13 protein-coding genes and 1 pseudogene are annotated in these 16,594 nt (G+C 62.1%); 10 read left to right on the top strand and 4 right to left on the bottom strand.

The window, feature by feature from the left end:
- Window positions 1–146: 146 nt before the first annotated feature.
- Window positions 147–1,083: pseudogene (locus tag VPA02S_RS15655) on the bottom strand (IS481 family transposase).
- Between the two features lie 86 nt (window positions 1,084–1,169).
- Complete coding sequence (locus VPA02S_RS15650; protein ID WP_062364691.1) at window positions 1,170–2,390, bottom strand: diaminopropionate ammonia-lyase; 1,221 nt, start codon at window positions 2,388–2,390, stop codon at window positions 1,170–1,172.
- Between the two features lie 196 nt (window positions 2,391–2,586).
- Here VPA02S_RS15650 and VPA02S_RS15645 point away from each other — a divergent pair, with 196 nt between their 5' ends.
- The 6 genes from VPA02S_RS15645 to VPA02S_RS15620 all read left to right on the top strand — a co-directional run bounded on the left by VPA02S_RS15645 (window position 2,587) and on the right by VPA02S_RS15620 (window position 9,944).
- Complete coding sequence (locus VPA02S_RS15645; RefSeq protein WP_062364689.1) at window positions 2,587–3,054, top strand: Lrp/AsnC family transcriptional regulator; 468 nt, start codon at window positions 2,587–2,589, stop codon at window positions 3,052–3,054.
- Window positions 3,055–3,300: 246 nt separating this feature from the next.
- Entirely contained in the window at window positions 3,301–4,413 is a 1,113-nt protein-coding gene (locus VPA02S_RS15640; protein WP_081247547.1) for an ABC transporter substrate-binding protein, read from the top strand.
- Window positions 4,414–4,518: 105 nt separating this feature from the next.
- Complete coding sequence (locus tag VPA02S_RS15635) at window positions 4,519–6,231, top strand: ABC transporter permease subunit (RefSeq protein ID WP_062364686.1); 1,713 nt, start codon at window positions 4,519–4,521, stop codon at window positions 6,229–6,231.
- Between the two features lie 2 nt (window positions 6,232–6,233).
- Window positions 6,234–7,382: a M24 family metallopeptidase gene (locus VPA02S_RS15630; protein WP_062364679.1), complete on the top strand. Its 1,149-nt coding sequence runs from the start codon at window positions 6,234–6,236 to the stop codon at window positions 7,380–7,382.
- An 11-nt stretch (window positions 7,383–7,393) separates the two neighbouring features.
- Complete coding sequence (locus VPA02S_RS15625) at window positions 7,394–8,497, top strand: ABC transporter ATP-binding protein (protein ID WP_081247600.1); 1,104 nt, start codon at window positions 7,394–7,396, stop codon at window positions 8,495–8,497.
- 13 nt (window positions 8,498–8,510) lie between these two features.
- Complete coding sequence (locus VPA02S_RS15620) at window positions 8,511–9,944, top strand: M20 family metallopeptidase (protein ID WP_062364674.1); 1,434 nt, start codon at window positions 8,511–8,513, stop codon at window positions 9,942–9,944.
- Here the strand turns inward: VPA02S_RS15620 and VPA02S_RS15615 are convergent.
- Both VPA02S_RS15615 and VPA02S_RS15610 read right to left on the bottom strand, forming a co-directional pair.
- Window positions 9,941–11,014 (bottom strand): molybdopterin-dependent oxidoreductase, encoded by a 1,074-nt coding sequence (locus tag VPA02S_RS15615; protein ID WP_062364672.1) that lies wholly within the window; start codon window positions 11,012–11,014, stop codon window positions 9,941–9,943. The two genes, VPA02S_RS15620 and VPA02S_RS15615, sit on opposite strands and share 4 nt — an antisense overlap.
- Window positions 11,007–12,047, bottom strand: coding sequence for a carbon-nitrogen hydrolase family protein (locus VPA02S_RS15610; protein ID WP_062364670.1), 1,041 nt, complete (start codon window positions 12,045–12,047; stop codon window positions 11,007–11,009). The genes VPA02S_RS15615 and VPA02S_RS15610 overlap by 8 nt, the downstream gene beginning before the upstream one ends.
- A gap of 221 nt (window positions 12,048–12,268) precedes the next feature.
- Here VPA02S_RS15610 and VPA02S_RS15605 point away from each other — a divergent pair, with 221 nt between their 5' ends.
- The 4 genes from VPA02S_RS15605 to VPA02S_RS15590 all read left to right on the top strand — a co-directional run bounded on the left by VPA02S_RS15605 (window position 12,269) and on the right by VPA02S_RS15590 (window position 16,486).
- Entirely contained in the window at window positions 12,269–13,624 is a 1,356-nt protein-coding gene (locus VPA02S_RS15605) for a CmpA/NrtA family ABC transporter substrate-binding protein (RefSeq protein ID WP_081247545.1), read from the top strand.
- Between the two features lie 2 nt (window positions 13,625–13,626).
- Window positions 13,627–14,478, top strand: coding sequence for a nitrate ABC transporter permease (ntrB, locus tag VPA02S_RS15600; RefSeq protein WP_062364669.1), 852 nt, complete (start codon window positions 13,627–13,629; stop codon window positions 14,476–14,478).
- On the top strand, window positions 14,475–15,377 hold the full coding sequence (locus tag VPA02S_RS15595; RefSeq protein ID WP_244883528.1) for an ABC transporter ATP-binding protein: 903 nt from the start codon (window positions 14,475–14,477) through the stop codon (window positions 15,375–15,377). Before ntrB ends, VPA02S_RS15595 begins: the two co-directional genes overlap by 4 nt.
- 167 nt (window positions 15,378–15,544) lie before the next feature.
- Complete coding sequence (locus tag VPA02S_RS15590; RefSeq protein WP_062364667.1) at window positions 15,545–16,486, top strand: LysR family transcriptional regulator; 942 nt, start codon at window positions 15,545–15,547, stop codon at window positions 16,484–16,486.
- The last annotated feature ends 108 nt before the right edge of the window (window positions 16,487–16,594 follow it).

Genomic DNA, 16,594 nt, shown 5'->3' with positions numbered 1-16,594 from the left:
GCGTCTGAACCAGCAAGAAGCGCTCGGCGGACCGCACCAACTTGGAGGACGCAGCTTCAACGTCACGTCAGGCATACGAGTCGGCGATGCGTCTTCCGCCGGACAGGATGCGGCACTTGACCGGATGCGGCACTTGACCGGATGCGCTAGCTGTTGAGTTGCAATAGGTTATTCCCGCCCAGGCGAGAAGCTGGAGGGCGATAGCTCGATGCCGAGTGCGGCCTCCTGGCGTTGTAGTAGTTCAGGAAGGACGGTAGGCAAGCGGCTCGCTCATGGCTGTTGGCCCAGACGCGGCCATTGGCCCACTCGCGCAGGCAGGGCTGGATGAATCGCTCGGCCTTGCCGTTGGTCTGTGGTCGATAGGGCTTGGTGAATGTGTGTTTGATGCCCAAGGCTTGGCAAGTCTTGGCGAATAGCCGCGAGCGGTAAGCCGGACCGTTGCCGGTGATCAGGCGCTTGGTGGCGCCCAAGGCCGCGTAGTGGGCCACGGCCGCCTGCAGGAACGCCACAGCTGAGCCCTTGCGCTCGTCGTCGTGCATCTGCACGAGCCCCGCACGCGAGTGTTCATCAATGGCCACGTGGGCGAACTCCCCAGCCCGCACCTCGCGTGGCATCGCGGCGATCGCCTGTTACACGGTGACTGGGCTGCACGATGCGGCCGAGCTTCTTGGTGTCGATATGCAGCAATTCCCCGGGTGCTTCTCGTTCGTAGCGGACCACAGGCGCGGTGGGGTCAAGCGCCTTCAGGCTGGACAGTCCGAGGCGTGCGAGCACGCGACTGACCGTCGACACGCTGCGCCCGACGATGGCGGCGATGCGGCGCATGGGCATGCGCGAGCGGCGCAACTGCTCGATGCGCTCGCTCAGTGCAGCATCCAGTGTTGTGCGCGTCTTCGTCGGGCGGGAACTGCGATCGAGCAGACCCTGCACGCCGCCTTCCTCGAAGCGCTTGAGTCACTTGCGCGCGGTTCGCGGGCTGATGCCTGCCGCCGAGGCGGCAGGCATCAGCCCCATTCCTGCGACGCGTTCGACAAGCAACTTGCGACCTTCCAATGTCAATCCGGCATGCTTATGGCTGTTCATCCGGCGGGATTCCCCTGCGATCCTGAAGCGTGGTAACTCCAGTTTCCCAGACCCGTTCGGGTGAACAACCTATTGAGACATCACAGCTAGCCACGCCTCACGGCACTCCTTTGGCGTGCCAAGACTTGCGCCTCAGACTGCCCAACCAGCGCTTGGTAGGCGGCAGGGGCAGTGGCACCCTCGGTACCGATCAGCAACACGCGCGCATCGGGCCCTAGGCCAACCCTGGCGGCTTGGTCCTCATGCTTTCTCAGCTCGACTAGGCCCGCTAGGCCGGCCGCGCCCGATTCGCCAGAGACGACAGGTAGATCCGACTCATTGCCGGTCGCCAGGAGCCGCATCGCAGCAATCGCATCGTCATCGGTGATGGTCATGAAGTAGTCAGCCCCGGACACAAGAAATCTCCATGCAAGTGGAGATGCTTCGCCGCAGGCCAGGCCCGCCATGACCGAGTCGACCGAGCCCGTTGCCTTGGACGCAACGCCGCGCAACGCACTTTGAAAAAGACAGTCAGCCTGTACCGGCTCGACGATTACCCCCGTGGGGCGACGCTCCCCGTAGCACTCCCAAAAGTAACTCAGGATTCCCGCCGCAAGGCCACCAACGCCGCCTTGCAGAAAGACATGGGTGAACGGCACTGCCTCGTCGCGACCGAACGCTTCCACAATTTCGGCAGCGACAGTCCCGTACCCTTGCATGACGTCCCGTGGGACCTCTTCGTAGCCGTCATATGAAGTGTCTGAAACAACATGCCAATCGTTGGCCTTGGCGAGACGAGCGGCTTCCTCGACAGAAGCGTCGTAGTTCCCCTGGACGCGCATCACCCTGGCGCCAAACTTGGCGATCGCCTTCTCTCGTTCTTCGCTGACATTCGCGTGGAGAACGATCACACAATGGCAGCCCATGCTCTGCGCTGCTGCCGCAAGGCCCTTTCCGTGATTGCCATCTGTGGCGCTGATCACCGTAAAGTTTTCTAGCAACGATTTATAGCCGCCGTTGAAAAGCACCTTGGGATCCAGCTTGCGATCAGGCCACAAGCGAAGAATCAGCCGAGCCAAAGCGATCGGCGCCCCAAGCGCCTTGAAACTCCCGAGTTCGGATCGGACGGACTCATCCTTCAGATAAAGCTTTCCGATTCCGAGGCTGCGAGCCAGGCCACTGAGCTCGTACAACGGCGTAGCGCCCGGGTTCAAACTGTCCCAGGACGATATCCAGTCGCGGCTCTCTTGGGCTTTGGCGACGGACATCACCGACTGGAGTTCACTGGGATACACACTGCGCGTGGCGCGCTCATTGGCAATCAGCATGCTTCGATCCGTTGGTTGTTTTCGCTTCGCTGGCTCAAACGCCAGGAGTCCCTGAATCCTACGAGCGCTTCTTGTGTTGCTTGGCGCGATCTGGACTTCAAAAACAGGAGAACGAACCAGAAACACGCGGAACAATGGAAGGCTGTTGCGTACGCGAGCTCCTCGCCTCGACCACCAACGGCGGATAATGGAAGGCATGCACCTCGATAACTACGACGTGAAGATCTTGGGTTTGCTCCAGAGGGACAGCAAGATCTCACAGCGCGAACTGTCGGAGGCCGTCAATCTGTCTCCGTCCGCGGTCAATCGTCGGATAGCAGCTCTCGAATCTGCGGGGGTGATCGCCGGCACCGTGTGTATCGTTGATCCGTCGTCCGTCGGGCATCCCATCACGATCGTTGTTGAAGTCAAGCTCGAGAGCGAGAGGCTTGACTTACTCGATGAGGTGAAGACACGTTTTGCCGACTGTCCGCAGGTACAGCAGGTTTACTACGTCACGGGGGAGTACGACTTCGTGCTCGTGATAGTCGTCAAGGACATGACGGAGTACGAGCAACTCACCCGCGACCTCTTCTTCAGTTCTGGGAACGTCAAGGGGTTCAGGACCTATGTCGCCATGCAGCGTGTCAAGGTCACACTGAACGTTCCCCTCGCCGAAAAGTGATCGGAAGAGGGCACTGAGCCGCTTCTAAATCGGGCATGCCGCTCCGGGGCGGTGCCAAGCACCATCCGTGCAAAAAGCCGTCTCACAACGCGTCGATCCTCCGCAACCACAAGGGGGATCGGTGATTTTCTTCGCCCTGTGCGCACCAGAATTCTCCTCACCGATGGCGGCGATGGGCGCAAAACCTACTTCATCACACCGGGGCCCACAAAGTTCAGCAGACTGACCATTTACAGGAGCAAGCTCATGAGCATCAATCGCCGCCAAGTTCTGAAGGGTGTGGCAGGAGCCGGGGGTGCAGCCATTGCACCGTCATTCCTCGCATTGCCGGCGCTGGCCCAGAGTCTCAAGGGCACCGGCGAGGTCGTCGTGTACGACGGCGGTGGATCTTGGGGAGAGGCCAAGCGAGTGGCGCTTTTCGACCCCTTCGAGAAGGAGACCGGGATCAAGGTCATTGCGCAGCCGCGTACTGACCTTGGCGCTGTTCGCGCAAGCGCATTGGCCGGTTCCCCGCGGTACGACGTAACCATCTTGACGGGCGGCAATACGACGGCCTTCGAGCGCGAGAACCTGCTGGTTCCGATCGACTACGGTTACTTCAACAAGGCCGATCTGGACGCCTTCAACCCCGTTGCTACAGGCAAGTTCACCGTCCCGCACATCATCTATTCCCTGCTGATCGCCTACGATCCCGCGAAGTTCGGCAGCAACTCAATCTCTTCTTGGGCCGATGTCTGGGACACGAAGAAGTTCCCCGGCGGTCGCACACTGTGTACAGGCACACGCGGGCCGGACGGCGCTGTCTTCGAGGCGGCACTCCTGGCAGACGGCGTGGACCCCGCCAAGATCTATCCGATCGATTGGGATCGCGCATTCAAGAGTCTTTCCCGCATCAAGCCCGAGATCGTGAAATGGTGGAACAGCGGTGCAGAAGGTCCACAGCTGCTGATCGACAAACAGGTGACCGCCGGCAGCGGATGGAATGGGCGAATCTACGCTGCAAACGAGAAGAGCCAGAAGATCGGCTTCACCTGGAACCAAGGCGTCCTGCAATACGACAGCTGGGTGGTACTCAAGGGTTCCAAGAACGTCGACAACGCGAACAAGCTGCTCGCTTTCATGTCGCGCGCAGAGGTGCAGGCGAACTTCTCCAAGCACATTCTGTACGCGCCGCCGAACTCGCGCGCCTACGACTTCATTCCTGCGGAACGCGCAAAGATGCTGCCGACGTACGCCGAATTCAAAAAGCAGCAGATCGTTCAGGACTACGCCTTCTGGAACGCGCTGGGCAAGAACGGTCGCCCGAACAACCTCACCGCGGTGGCGGAATGGGAGCGGTGGCTGGTCGGCGCGCGCTGAACGGCCCATCTGGCACATCGAATCGTCGGTTGCACACGGCTCTAGAGCCACTTGGAAGGTCTCATGAAGCTTGGTTGGAAAAGCGCACGTAGTAGCCGTGCGCCAATGATCCTGCTCTTGGTCGTGCCGGCATTGGCGATATTCGCGGCGGGATATCTCTTCCCAGTCGCCCAACTGGTACTCAAGAGCTTTCGCAACGAGAGCACTTGGTCGCTGCTGCACTACCAGGAGATCGCCAGTTCAGGGGTTTTCGCCTGGGTACTGTTTCAGACGCTGCTGCTAGCGGTCGTGGTGACGCTGGCCTGCCTGATCTTGGCCTATCCGCTCGCATATTCGATCTCTCGGTGCCCTCCATGGCTGGCAAGCCTCCTGTTGGTGCTGGTCACTCTCCCGTACCTGACCAGCATCTTGATCCGGACATACGCGTGGACCGTCCTGCTGAGTCCGGCAGGCCTGATCAACCAGCTGCTGCTGTACCTTGGGATCGTTTCGGAACCGCTGCGACTGGTCTTCAACAAGATCGGCGTTTATATCGGAATGATCCAGGTGCAACTGCCACTTATGGTGTTTCCGCTGTATGCCGCACTCGCTCGTTTCGACCGGAAGCTGAGCGTCGCCGCACAAAGCTTGGGAAGTTCGCCGGCAGATGCCTTCCTGCGCATCACGCTCCCCAGTTCCATGCCCGGTATTGTCAGCGGCTGCACCCTCGTGTTTCTCTCCTGCCTGGGCTTTTACATCACGCCCGCACTTCTTGGCGGTCCGAACGATTACATGATTGCGCAGGGCATCACCATCCGAGTCCTGACCCTCGGTGAGTTCGAGGCTGCCGCCGCCCAGGCGACAGTCTTGCTCGCCATGGTTGCAACGGTCTTCGTGATCTTCCGCACGAAGGTTGCGACAGAGCTGGAGGACGAATCCCAGTCCAGCCAATCGGCGAAAAAGGCTCGGGATCTTTCCGCAACTGCGCGTATGCCTGCGCCTCTCGAAAAAGGCCTTCAGCGCGCGCTTGAGGTGATCTCTTCGGTTCGTTCACCGCTGCTCGTACTGCTGTCGGCATTCACGCTCACCCTGCTTGTCCTTCCGTTTGTGGTGGTGATCCCGCTTGCGTTCAGCGACGCCGCCTACTTGAGCTTTCCACCGCCCGGTTACTCGCTGCGATGGTTCACCAAGTTCTTCAGCAACTCGCAATGGCTGAGCGCGCTTTCGTTCAGCGGCCGTACGGCGCTCCTGGCCTCGCTTCTGGCCATCACGATCGGCGTACCCATCGCATTTGCGCTCGTGCGGTTTCGCTTCGTTGGCCGGGTTCCGCTCTATCTTCTGCTGATTTCTCCGATGATCGTTCCTCACGTGGTCATGGCGGTGGCCTTCTTCTTCAGCTTTGCACAGACCCCGCTCATCGGCACAGCGACTGCATTCGTGCTTGCGTACACCATCATCGCAACGCCGTACGTGGTCGTCATCCTGATCGCAGGCCTCAAGAAGTTCGATCGGAGCCTGGAACAGGCAGCAATCAGCCTCGGCGGGCATCCGCTCACCGCGTTGCGTACCGTGACACTCCCGCTGCTGCTTCCCTCGCTGGCCAGTGCGCTCGTATTCGCGTTCATCACGGGATTCGACGACGTGGTCTACGGCCTGTTTGTGAGCGGTCCATCCTCAACGCCCCTGCCGATCCGCATGTGGGATGACATCCGCCTCGAAATCAGTCCGCAGATCGCCGTCGTAGCCGTGCTCTTTCTGGCGAGCCTGGCGGCGCTCGTCGCGGTCAAGACGTTTGTGTCAGCGGCTCTCCACCATCGCTCGCATCGGAAGGACATCTGAACATGAGCAGCATTGGACTCTTTGCTTTCTCCGTCGAGGAGTACCGTCGGCGCCTCTGCATGGTGCAAGACGTGATGCGCGCTCGTCATCTCGACTGGGCGATCCTGGACGAGCCCGAGACCATGGGCTGGCTCTCCGGCTACGCCGTCGGAGAGAACCTGTGGCGCGCGTGCCTCGTTCCGGTGGTCGGTGACCCCTTTCTCCTGATCCGAAAACTCGACAGGGCGCCAGCACGTGCGAAGAGCTGGCTGCAAGACTTCGTCGCTTTCTCTGACTGGGAGGAGCCTGTCTCGGTTTTGGCCGCCGCGCTGAGGTCCCGGGGGGCACACGCGCGAATCGGTGTCGACTTCCAGTCCCACTCCTTCACCCGTCAGCGGCAAGACCTCCTCGCGCACGCCCTTCCAGAGTCTATTTTTTGCGACCTGGAACGGGCAGTGTGGGACGCGCGCCGATGCAAGTCGAACGAAGAGGTCGAACACCTTCGTGTGGCTGCGAACTTGCTGGATCGCGCAGTCTTGAAAGTGGCCGATGCCATTCGGCCAGACGCCTCGCAGCGAGACGTTGCCGCCGTTGCCGCCGCCGAGTATTACCGGCTTGGTTTCGACGATGGTTTCGTTGGCTACGTGACGGCTGGTTCGGACTGGGATTGTCTGCACAGCTCAATGAGTGACGAGCCGATCGGAGACGGGGCGCTGGTTCACGTCGAGCTTCTGCCGAAACTCAAGGGCTACTCGGTGCGGATCATGCGCACCGTGGCCGTGGGGCGGGCTACCGACGACCAGAAGTCAACCTTCGCGGCCCTCTGTGCGCTTCAGGATGAGCAGTTCAGAGCCATGCGCCCTGGCGCAGTAGCAGCCGATGTCGACGCCATCGTGCGGCAGGGCGTCCTGTCGGCGGGCCTGAGACCCGACTATGAAAACATCACGGGCTATACCTTGGGATTTTCGGCACCCTCGTCTCAGCGTGTGAGCGATCTCTACAGGTCTTTCGTGCCGACCGCCACTTGGCTGCTCGAGAATGGCATGGTGTTCCACATGTACACCTCCGCTCGCGGCCTGGCCGTCAGCGAGACGGTCCTGGTGACCGAATCCGGCGCCGAGCGATTGACTCGCACGCCCCGCAAGATTTTTGAAACTGGGGTGAAAGCATGATGACTGGCCGCATGGAATCGGTTCGCGACATTCCCGAGGCCCAAGCGGGGAGGCGAAGCGCGGGGGTCAGCGTTGCGAATGTCTCGAAGTCATATGGAGCGTTCAAGGCGCTCGACGACGTCTCGCTCACTGTCGAACCAGGGGAGTTCGTCGCGCTTCTGGGGCCCAGTGGTTCCGGCAAGTCGACCTTGCTCATGATGATCGCGGGTTTCGAAACACCGAGCTCGGGCGACCTTCTGGTGAAAGGTGTACGCGTCAACGACCAGCCTGCATACAAACGCGGCTTCGGAGTGGTGTTCCAGCGCTATGCACTGTTTCCACACATGACGGTCGCTGAAAATGTGGCGTACCCACTCTTCCGCCGCGGATTGAGGGGCAAGGAGGTTGAGGCAGAGGTGGCCAAGGCACTGGACCTGGTGGCGCTCGGGGCCTTGAGGAGCAGGCTGCCAGCCCAACTGTCCGGCGGACAGCAGCAGCGGGTGGCTCTCGCGCGCGCCCTGGTATTCAAGCCGCCGCTCTTGCTCATGGACGAGCCACTGGGGGCGCTGGATCGCAAGCTGCGCCAGCAATTGCAGCTGGAGATCAAGCAGATCCACCGGCAGATCGGGAGCACGATCATCTTCGTGACCCATGACCAGGAAGAAGCGCTGTCGATGGCAGACCGGGTCGCGGTTCTCGAAGGAGGCCGCTTGCAGCAATTTGGATCTCCCCGCGATCTCTATGAGAGCCCGGCGAGCGCATTCGTGGCGGACTTCATCGGGGAAACCAGCTTCCTGCCCGTGATGTTGTCGCCGGCTGGGACGGACGTCAACGCAGAGATCGCCTCGCTGCGAATTCGCAGGTCGATACCCGTTGAACGGGTCCTCACCCGTTCAACCTCTGGCCGCCTTGCAATTCGCCCAGAGAACGTGCAACTGCGACTGTCGGAGGATGGTCCTGCTCGCGTTGTTGAATCCGCGTACGCCGGGACGACCCAGGTGGTGCTTGTCGAGGTCGGTGACGTTCGGCTTCTTTCTCGCTCGCAGATGACGCCGGACAGGCAGTTGTTTCATGCTGGCCAGCGCGTTGAAGTCGATCTCGACACGGCGCACGCGATGGTCTATCCGATCGAATAGGGGCCGACCTGAAATGCATCATCCCAACCACTCCACTCGAGAATCGGCGATTTCAGCGGCGCTGGAAACGTTCGACTCGGGCCGATTCCTCGCCGACTTGAATCGCCGTGTCTCGTACCGCACCGAAAGCCAGGTCGAAAGCAGCGCCTCGCAACTTCACGCGTATTTGCGGGACGAGATCGCCCCGACCCTGGGTCGCCTTGGCTTCACATCCCGGATCGTCGCCAACCCGGCGGGTGTCGACGCTCCAATTCTTCTTGCAGAACGGATCGAGGGGGAGGGCCTCCCGACAGTCGTCACCTACGCGCACGGAGACGTTGTCCGTGGCTATGACGATCAATGGCGACAGGGTCTCGAGCCATGGAAGGTGGTCGTCGAAGGAGATCGCTGGTATGGACGCGGCACCGCTGACAACAAGGGGCAGCATTCGATCAACATCGCCGCGCTTGAATCGGTGATCGCGGCCCGAAATGGAAGGGTCGGCTTCAACATCAAACTGGTGTTCGAAACCGGCGAGGAGATCGACTCGCCCGGGCTTGGTGACCTTTGCGCAGCCGAGAAGGACTTTCTGGCAGGGGATCTCTTTTTTGCGTCCGACGGGCCCCGCGTTGCCGCGGACAGGCCGACCATTTTTCTCGGCTCGCGCGGCGAGCTCAACTTCCAGCTCGAGGTCGATCTTCGGGACGGCGCCCATCACTCCGGCAACTGGGGAGGCGCGCTACGCAACCCCGCCGTCGTTCTGTCGCATGCGATTGCGACGCTCATCGACAAGGATGGCCGCATTCTTGTGAAAGGGCTCCTTCCTCCGCCTCTCTCTCCCGCTGTACGCGTCGCAATTTCGGATCTCGTGCTCGGAGGCGACGAGCACGCCCCCGCGGTAGACCCATCTTGGGGCGAGCCTGGGTTGACCCCCGCCGAAAGGGTCTGGGCATGGAACGCGCTGGAGGTGATCGCGTTCAAGGCGGGCAACCCTGACGCACCCGTCGGTGCGATCCCACCAACGGCACGGGCGCACTGCCAATTGAGATACGTCGTCGGCACTGACTGGGAAAACGCGCACCGGTACCTCGAAGAGCACTTCGCCGCCAATGGGATCTCGTCCGTGAAGGTAACAGTGCAGCCCGCCGGAACCGCGACTCGCCTGGATCTGAATGATCCCTGGGTCGAATGGACACTTCGCTCCATCGAAGCGACCACGGGGAAGAAGCCTGCACTGCTGCCGAATATTGGCGGCACCGTTCCCAATGCGATCTTCGCTGAAACCCTTGGCCTGCCTACTGTATGGGTTCCCCATTCCTATGCCGCGTGCTCCCAGCACGCGCCGAATGAACACCTATTGGGCTCGGTGGCGCGTGAGGCCTTGGCCGTGATGGCCGGAATTTGGTGGGATCTTGGAGACGATGGGGCCGACGTCGCCGCATCGCGCAAATGCCGATCCGCAGCCTAGGTTCCAGTGTCTGCTGTTTTAGGGCCCGATAGCAGCCGGTTAATCTGGACCGAATGGGCCGTGTTTCGTGTCCCGCTCAATGGCTGAATAGAACCATCGGCGTCACGGGCTCTTGCGACGATGCTCATCGGGCCGGGCGTTCGCGGCAGCGCAAGCGTCGCCGCGAACTGCTGCCATTCGAATTCTCGGCGGGGCCGGACTTCGGCCTCTTGCCACGTTGCCCCGCCATCAGCGCTGAGCGCCACGCCACCGATGCCGTTGTTGCTCCAGGCCCAGCCCTTGACTTCCACATCATCTGTGGAGATGGTGTCGTCGGGGGCCGGATGGGTGATCATCGAATTGGGTTCGACGGCCCACACCGGCTCTTGAATGACTTTGCCTTCGTGCTCGCTGTCGCGGTTGTACCAATCGGTCGTGAAGGGGGAGTTCGCACGCCTGTCTTGGATCGACAGCCGGCAGAGCCATTTCGTCATGTTGGTGCCGAACCAGCCAGGCACCACGAGACGAGCAGGGCCGCCCCGCTCGCGCGTCAGGGGTGCGCCATTCATCTCGTAAGCCACGAGCACCTCGTGAGACAGCGCTTTCGAAATCGGCAGATCCTTGCGATATCGATTCATCCTGCGGCCGCCGAACTCGCCACTGTCCAAGCCGTCCGACCACACATGGGTGGCACCCGCCTCGAGTTGCGCTTGCTCGAGCAGCACAGCCAGCGGCACACCGGTCCAGCGGACGTTGCCTACGCGCCAGAGGTTGCCTTCGGCCGGCACCAAGGGGCTGCCAAAGCACTCGTGGAAGGCGGTGACGGAGATTGAAGGCAGCCGCCTGAGATCATCCAGTCCGATCGAAAAAGGCCTGCGGACGAGCCCGTCCACCTGCAGTCGCCAGCGCTTGGCGTCGACTTCGACGGAACCCATGTGAATGGTTTCGAAGAGCTGCGCATCGGATGTGATGAATTCGCGCAGCCCCGCAGGGGCGGGTGGAGGCTTCAGATGGAATCCCGGAGATCGGCCAATGACGACCGATCGCTCCGCGCCTTCGGGCAGCGGCGGCAGGAACGCGGCGCTATTCATCCAGCACCCCGGCAGTCATCTCATCGTCGAGCAGCCGAGGAAACTGCGGATCGGCCTGCCCCGACCACGCGACCGGCTCGTGGCGGCGGCGTTCGACACCGAGCGAGAAGACGTCGAATCGGTTGTAGTAGCCCACCACATCATGGAACTGCTTCGGCTCGATGCACTTGTTCAGGTCGAACTCGGCATAGGCGATCCCTTCTTCGTTCTGGAGCGTGTCGCCGATCTGCGTGCCGGTGGGGTCCACGAACATCGATGCGGCGCGCGGCGTGCCGTCGACCACTTCTGCCACGGTGGGATCGCGATCCACCAGGAAGTCGCGCATCGCCTTGTCCATGAAGCTCGCGCAGACGATTCCGAACGCCTTGGCTTCGAACGAATGGGCGGACGCCCGAATGCGGTTTGCCGCAACATTGTCGAAGTTCCCACCTCCCGTTGGCTTGCGCGTGGGCCACATCGGCGGCCAGCTGGAGATATGAATCTGCTCCGCCTGCGCCATGAGCGAGAAGCGTGCGAGCGGGTTGGTGTTCTCGCCGCAGATCAAGCCGCCGATGCGCCCGAAGCGGGTCTCGGCGACGCGAAGCCCCTGTCCGTCTCCCGCCGCCCAGACCAGTTTCTCGTAGAAGGTCGGCACCAGCTTGCGATGGTGGTTGAGCAGTTCGCCTGTCTCGCCGATCAGGATGTTCGAGTTCCAGATGCAGCCGGCGCTGACAGTGCTGCGTTCACTGATGCCCATCGACACGCACACCCCAAAGCGCTTGGCGGCCGCGGCAATCAAGGCCACCTCGGGCCCCGGCACGTAGACGCTGTTCTCGACCATCGCCTCGAACAGATCGTGGTTGTAGATGGGCGCCCACAGGGCCGCCCAGACTGGGAACGCCGGGATATACGTTTCCGGGAATGCGATCACCTGCGCGCCATTGAGAGCGGCCTCCTTGATGATCGAAACCGCCTTTTCGGTCGTGGCGGTCTTGTCGAGCAGCACCGGCGCTGCGTGGGCGGCGGCAACCTTCACCCGGGGCAATGAACTCATGTCAGGTACTCGCTGTGCGTTGCTGAGGCCCACAGGATAGTTGCCGGCAAGGCCACATAGATGCTCGAAAAACGCAACCAGAGGTGCGTTTTTACAGGCGCTGCGGATCCTTGCAGGATCTGCGCACAGCCGGTTGTGAATTTACCGGCGGCCATTTGCACGGAACATGCTCACCATTGCCATGTCGCGGACCTGATCCGTTCAACCCACCTGGAGGGCCCATGGACCCATCACATGAGTATGTTCGCCTTTCCCGCACCGGCCTCTGCGCCTGTGGCAGTACCCACGGTGACGATGAGGAGTGCCTCGCGGAGAAGCCTGCGAACGCTGACGATGCGCTGGCCGGCGCCATGGCCCAGGGCATGCTGCACGGCCTCTTTCCCGAGCGCGGACTGCGGCGGGCATTCGTCAAGACGCTGGGGAGGGCAGGGGCGCTGGCCGCTCTCACGGCGCTCACGCCGCTGACCCAGCTTGCCGCCGTCGCGCAGGAGCGCAGCAAGGGCGCTCCAGAGAAGAAGCGACTCGCCGTCGGCTTCCTACCCATCACCTGCGCGACGCCTCTGATCTATGCGGAGCAGCTCGGACTCTTCCCGCGCGAGGGGCTCGAACTGAGCCTGCAGAAGATCGCCGGAATCGCGCTGATCCGCGACAAGATGGTCAACGGCGAACTGGACATCTCCCAGCAGGTGATGCCCGTTGCGCTGGCCATGTCCGCCGGCATCGGCGGCGCTCCCATTCCGACCCGTGTGATGACGGTGCTCAACCAGAATGGCAATTCGCTGGTCCTTGCGATGAAGCACAAGGACAACCGCGACCCGAAGAACTGGAAGGGCTTCAGGTTCGCCGTGCCGTTCGAGCAATCCCACCAGATGCTCCAGCTGCGCCACTACCTGGCATCGGCAGGGCTGGACGCGGAGCGGGACGTGTCCTACCGCGTCGTTCCTCCTTCCGAATATGTCTCCAACCTTCGCGTGGGCAACATCGACGGGTTCTTCGGCGGCGAGCCGGGCGGCCAACGGGCCGTGTACGAAGGTGCGGGTTTCATTCACCTGGTCTCGAGCGAGATCTGGCCGGAACATCCTTGCTGCTCGGTCACAGCGACCGAGGCCTGGATCAAGGCCCATCCGAACAGCTTCATGGCCGCCTACCGCGCGATCATCGCGGCGAGTCTGCATGTGTCCGAGCCTTCCAATCGCGCGGGAATGGCCAAGATCCTTGCCCAGCCGCAGTATTTGAATCAACCTGAAACGGTCGTGGACCAGGTCCTGACCGGCAGGTATGCCGATGGACTCGGCAACGTGAAGACGCTGCCGCGCCGCATCGACTTCCAGCCCTTTCCTCACTACTCGAGCGCGGTCTGGCTGCTGACCCAGATGCGCCGATGGAACATGATCAAGGAGGATCTTGACTACAAGGGACTCGCCCGGCAGGTCATGCTGGCCACCGATGCAAAGCGTCTCATCGAGGAGCGCGGCGGCAGGGCGCCGGAGGTCGGATTCCGCAAGGAAACCATCCTGGGTAAGAGCTTCGACTCCGATCGTCCCGCCGAATACCTGAAGTCGCTGGGCAGGGCCTGACCATGCAGGGCGCGATCTCGACTTCACGTTCCTGGCTGGCCACCTTGGCGATCGGCCTGCTCTTGCTGGCCGTCTGGCAGGCACTCGCCTCCACCGGTGGCGGCAGCGCGCCGGTGGAGCTTTCCGACTACGACAAGCTGATGGGCAAGAGCCCCGGTGCGTCCGTGGAGCGCTCGGCCATCCCTACGCCCGTGGACGTGTTCAAGCGCGCCGGCGAACTGTTTGCGGATCCATTCCGCCGCAACGGCGAGAACGACCTGGGCATTGCCTGGCACTTGCTCGACTCGCTCAGGCGCGTGTTCAGCGGCTACGCCCTGGCCGTGCTGGTCGGCGTTCCCCTGGGCTTCTTGCTGGGGCTGGTTCCATGGCTGGGCCAGGCGCTGAATCCTTTCATCCAGCTGCTGCGGCCCGTCTCGCCCATGGCCTGGATGCCGCTCGCGCTCTACACGCTGAAGGACAGCGGCGCCTCGGCGATCTTCATCATCTTCATCTGTTCGATCTGGCCCATCCTGATCAACACCCTGTACAGCACCGCGAGCGTGCGCCAGGACTGGACCAACGTCGGCCGCGTGATCGGACTCACGCCGCTGGAGCGCGCGCGCAAGATTGTCTTTCCGGCGGCGGTTCCCATGATCCTGACGGGCATGCGCATCTCGATCGGCATCGCCTGGCTGGTGATCGTGGCCGCGGAAATGGTGGTGGGCCAGAGCGGCATCGGTTTCTTCGTCTGGAACGAATGGAACAACCTGCAGATCTCCAGCATCATCGTCGCCATCGTGATGATCGGCATGGTCGGCCTGGTGCTCGACCAGTTGCTCGGCGCTTTGATGAAGCAGCTGAGCTTCCGCGAATGAAAGGGCAGACCATGTTGCGGCCAACTTTTCCGACTGTTTCGACTGTTTCGACTGTTTCGACTGTTTCGACTGTTTCGACTGTTTCGACTGCCTCGACCGCAACGCCCGGGTTCCTGCGCGTGTGCAATGTGCGGCAGACCTTCAGCACGCCCAAGGGCGAATTTCCCGCGCTCAGCGAGATCAACCTGGAAATCCGCAGAGGCGAGTTCGTTGCACTGATCGGCCACTCCGGTTGCGGCAAATCGACGCTGCTCAATCTTCTGGCCGGGCTGGCATCGCCGACCGCGGGAACCGTCTCGTGCGACGGGGAGGTGATCCGTGGGCCTGGACCTCGGCGCGCGATGGTTTTCCAGAATCACTCTCTCTTGCCGTGGCTCAGCTGCTTTGACAACGTGCGCATGGCTGTGCGCAGCGTGTTTCGCGCCGAATCTGCTTCCTCGGTTGATCGCCGTACCCAGGCGGCCCTCGAAATGGTCGGCCTGGCGCATGCCGCGCACAAGAAGCCCAGCGAAATCTCAGGCGGCATGAAGCAGCGCGTCGGCATCGCCAGGGCGCTGTCGATGGAACCTCAGGTCCTGCTGATGGACGAGCCCTTCGGCGCGCTCGACGCGCTCACGCGCGCCAAGTTGCAAGACGAGCTGCTCGGCATCGTCGAGAAAACCGAAAGCACCGTCGTCATGGTCACGCACGACGTGGACGAGGCAGTGCTCCTTGCGGACCGCATCGTCATGATGACAAATGGTCCCGCGGCCCGGATCGGGGAGATCCTGGACGTGCCGATTGGGCGTCCGCGCGATCGCGTCAGCCTGGCGACCGATTCGACCTATGCGGAGTGCAGGCGCGCACTGATGGACTTCCTGTACCGGCGCCAGGCGCATGTCGAGCAGCCCACGGGCTGAGTTCACCTTGGCGATCTTTCACGCCACTCTGCCCGGACTGGGAAGCGGCCATGTTCGGCTGTGCTTTCCCTTGTATTGCGCATCTCGATGTGAAATGCTATCCAAAAACCGTCGGCCGGCCGGGCCGATGGAGCAGGACTGCATACGACAACGCACGAGAAGGCCGCATGACGACCAAGAAGGTACCCCTCGCCAACCTCGATTGGGACGATGTGCGCCTGTTCCTGCATATCAACCGCACCGGAAGTCTTTCCCAGGCGGCCAGGCAGCTTCACATCGATCATTCGACGGTCAGCCGCAGGCTCTCGCAGTTGGAGCTGTGCCTGGGCGGCCCGCTTTTCGAACGTCACCGCACCGGACTCAAACCCACCGAACTGGCGCATGTTCTCGCGCTGCAGGCCGAGAACATGGAGCGGGCCGTGTTGTCGCTGCAGGAGGAGCTCGGCGGAACCGACCGGGAGCCGTCGGGCAGCGTGCGTATTGCCATGATGGAAGGGATCGGCACCACCTTCGTGGCGCGCCATCTCGAGCCGCTGCTGCGCAAGCATCCCAAGCTGCGGGTGGAGCTGGTGACTTCTTCTTCCATCGTCAACGTGAGCCGCAGGGAAGCCGACGTTTTCGTCAGCTTTTTCAAACCGATCGGGCAGGGCCTGGCGTGCGAGACGGCGGGCTCGTTCGCGCTGTATCTGTATGGCGCGCCGAGTTACCTTGAGAACCACGGCGTGCCCGCGAGTCTGGCTGATCTGCCCAAGCACCAGTTCGTGGGATACCTGGACGACCTGATCCAGCTCGACGCGGTCCGCTGGCTCGATGAGCTGGTCGCAAGGCCCTCGATGAGCTTTCAGTCCAACAGCATGCTGGCGCAGATGGCCGCCGCAGCATCCGGGCTCGGCCTGGTGCTGCTTCCCAAGTTCTCCGTGGTGAAGGAGGACACCCTGGTGCCGGTGCTTGCCGACACGGCGAGGGTGGCGCGAACGCTCTGGGTGAGCGTGCACCATGACCTCCAATACTCGGCCCGCATCCGCGCTGTCACCGAATACCTTCATCGGCTCTTCGAGTCGAAGCAGGAATGGCTCAACGGCCCCGCGGATGCGCAGCCGCGCGGCTAGCCGGCATGCATACGTGAGGACGCCTTGCCGCATCGGCGCAACCCGATGTGCGGATTTGCCCAGGGGGGCGGCACAGGCGGCACCTCATGTTCCGATACATTGAAGCTC

It is taken from the genome of Variovorax paradoxus NBRC 15149 (assembly GCF_001591365.1).
Taxonomy (GTDB): domain Bacteria; phylum Pseudomonadota; class Gammaproteobacteria; order Burkholderiales; family Burkholderiaceae_C; genus Variovorax; species Variovorax paradoxus.
This window is presented reverse-complemented; position numbering and strand designations above follow the sequence as displayed.

Coding starts and splice junctions, on each gene's coding strand:
- VPA02S_RS15650 (WP_062364691.1), bottom strand. CDS start 2,390: ATGCTGATTGCCAATGAGCGCGCCACGCGCAGTGTGTATCCCAGTGAA.
- VPA02S_RS15645 (WP_062364689.1), top strand. CDS start 2,587: ATGCACCTCGATAACTACGACGTGAAGATCTTGGGTTTGCTCCAGAGG.
- VPA02S_RS15640 (WP_081247547.1), top strand. CDS start 3,301: ATGAGCATCAATCGCCGCCAAGTTCTGAAGGGTGTGGCAGGAGCCGGG.
- VPA02S_RS15635 (WP_062364686.1), top strand. CDS start 4,519: ATGATCCTGCTCTTGGTCGTGCCGGCATTGGCGATATTCGCGGCGGGA.
- VPA02S_RS15630 (WP_062364679.1), top strand. CDS start 6,234: ATGAGCAGCATTGGACTCTTTGCTTTCTCCGTCGAGGAGTACCGTCGG.
- VPA02S_RS15625 (WP_081247600.1), top strand. CDS start 7,394: ATGGAATCGGTTCGCGACATTCCCGAGGCCCAAGCGGGGAGGCGAAGC.
- VPA02S_RS15620 (WP_062364674.1), top strand. CDS start 8,511: ATGCATCATCCCAACCACTCCACTCGAGAATCGGCGATTTCAGCGGCG.
- VPA02S_RS15615 (WP_062364672.1), bottom strand. CDS start 11,014: ATGAATAGCGCCGCGTTCCTGCCGCCGCTGCCCGAAGGCGCGGAGCGA.
- VPA02S_RS15610 (WP_062364670.1), bottom strand. CDS start 12,047: ATGAGTTCATTGCCCCGGGTGAAGGTTGCCGCCGCCCACGCAGCGCCG.
- VPA02S_RS15605 (WP_081247545.1), top strand. CDS start 12,269: ATGGACCCATCACATGAGTATGTTCGCCTTTCCCGCACCGGCCTCTGC.
- ntrB (WP_062364669.1), top strand. CDS start 13,627: ATGCAGGGCGCGATCTCGACTTCACGTTCCTGGCTGGCCACCTTGGCG.
- VPA02S_RS15595 (WP_244883528.1), top strand. CDS start 14,475: ATGAAAGGGCAGACCATGTTGCGGCCAACTTTTCCGACTGTTTCGACT.
- VPA02S_RS15590 (WP_062364667.1), top strand. CDS start 15,545: ATGACGACCAAGAAGGTACCCCTCGCCAACCTCGATTGGGACGATGTG.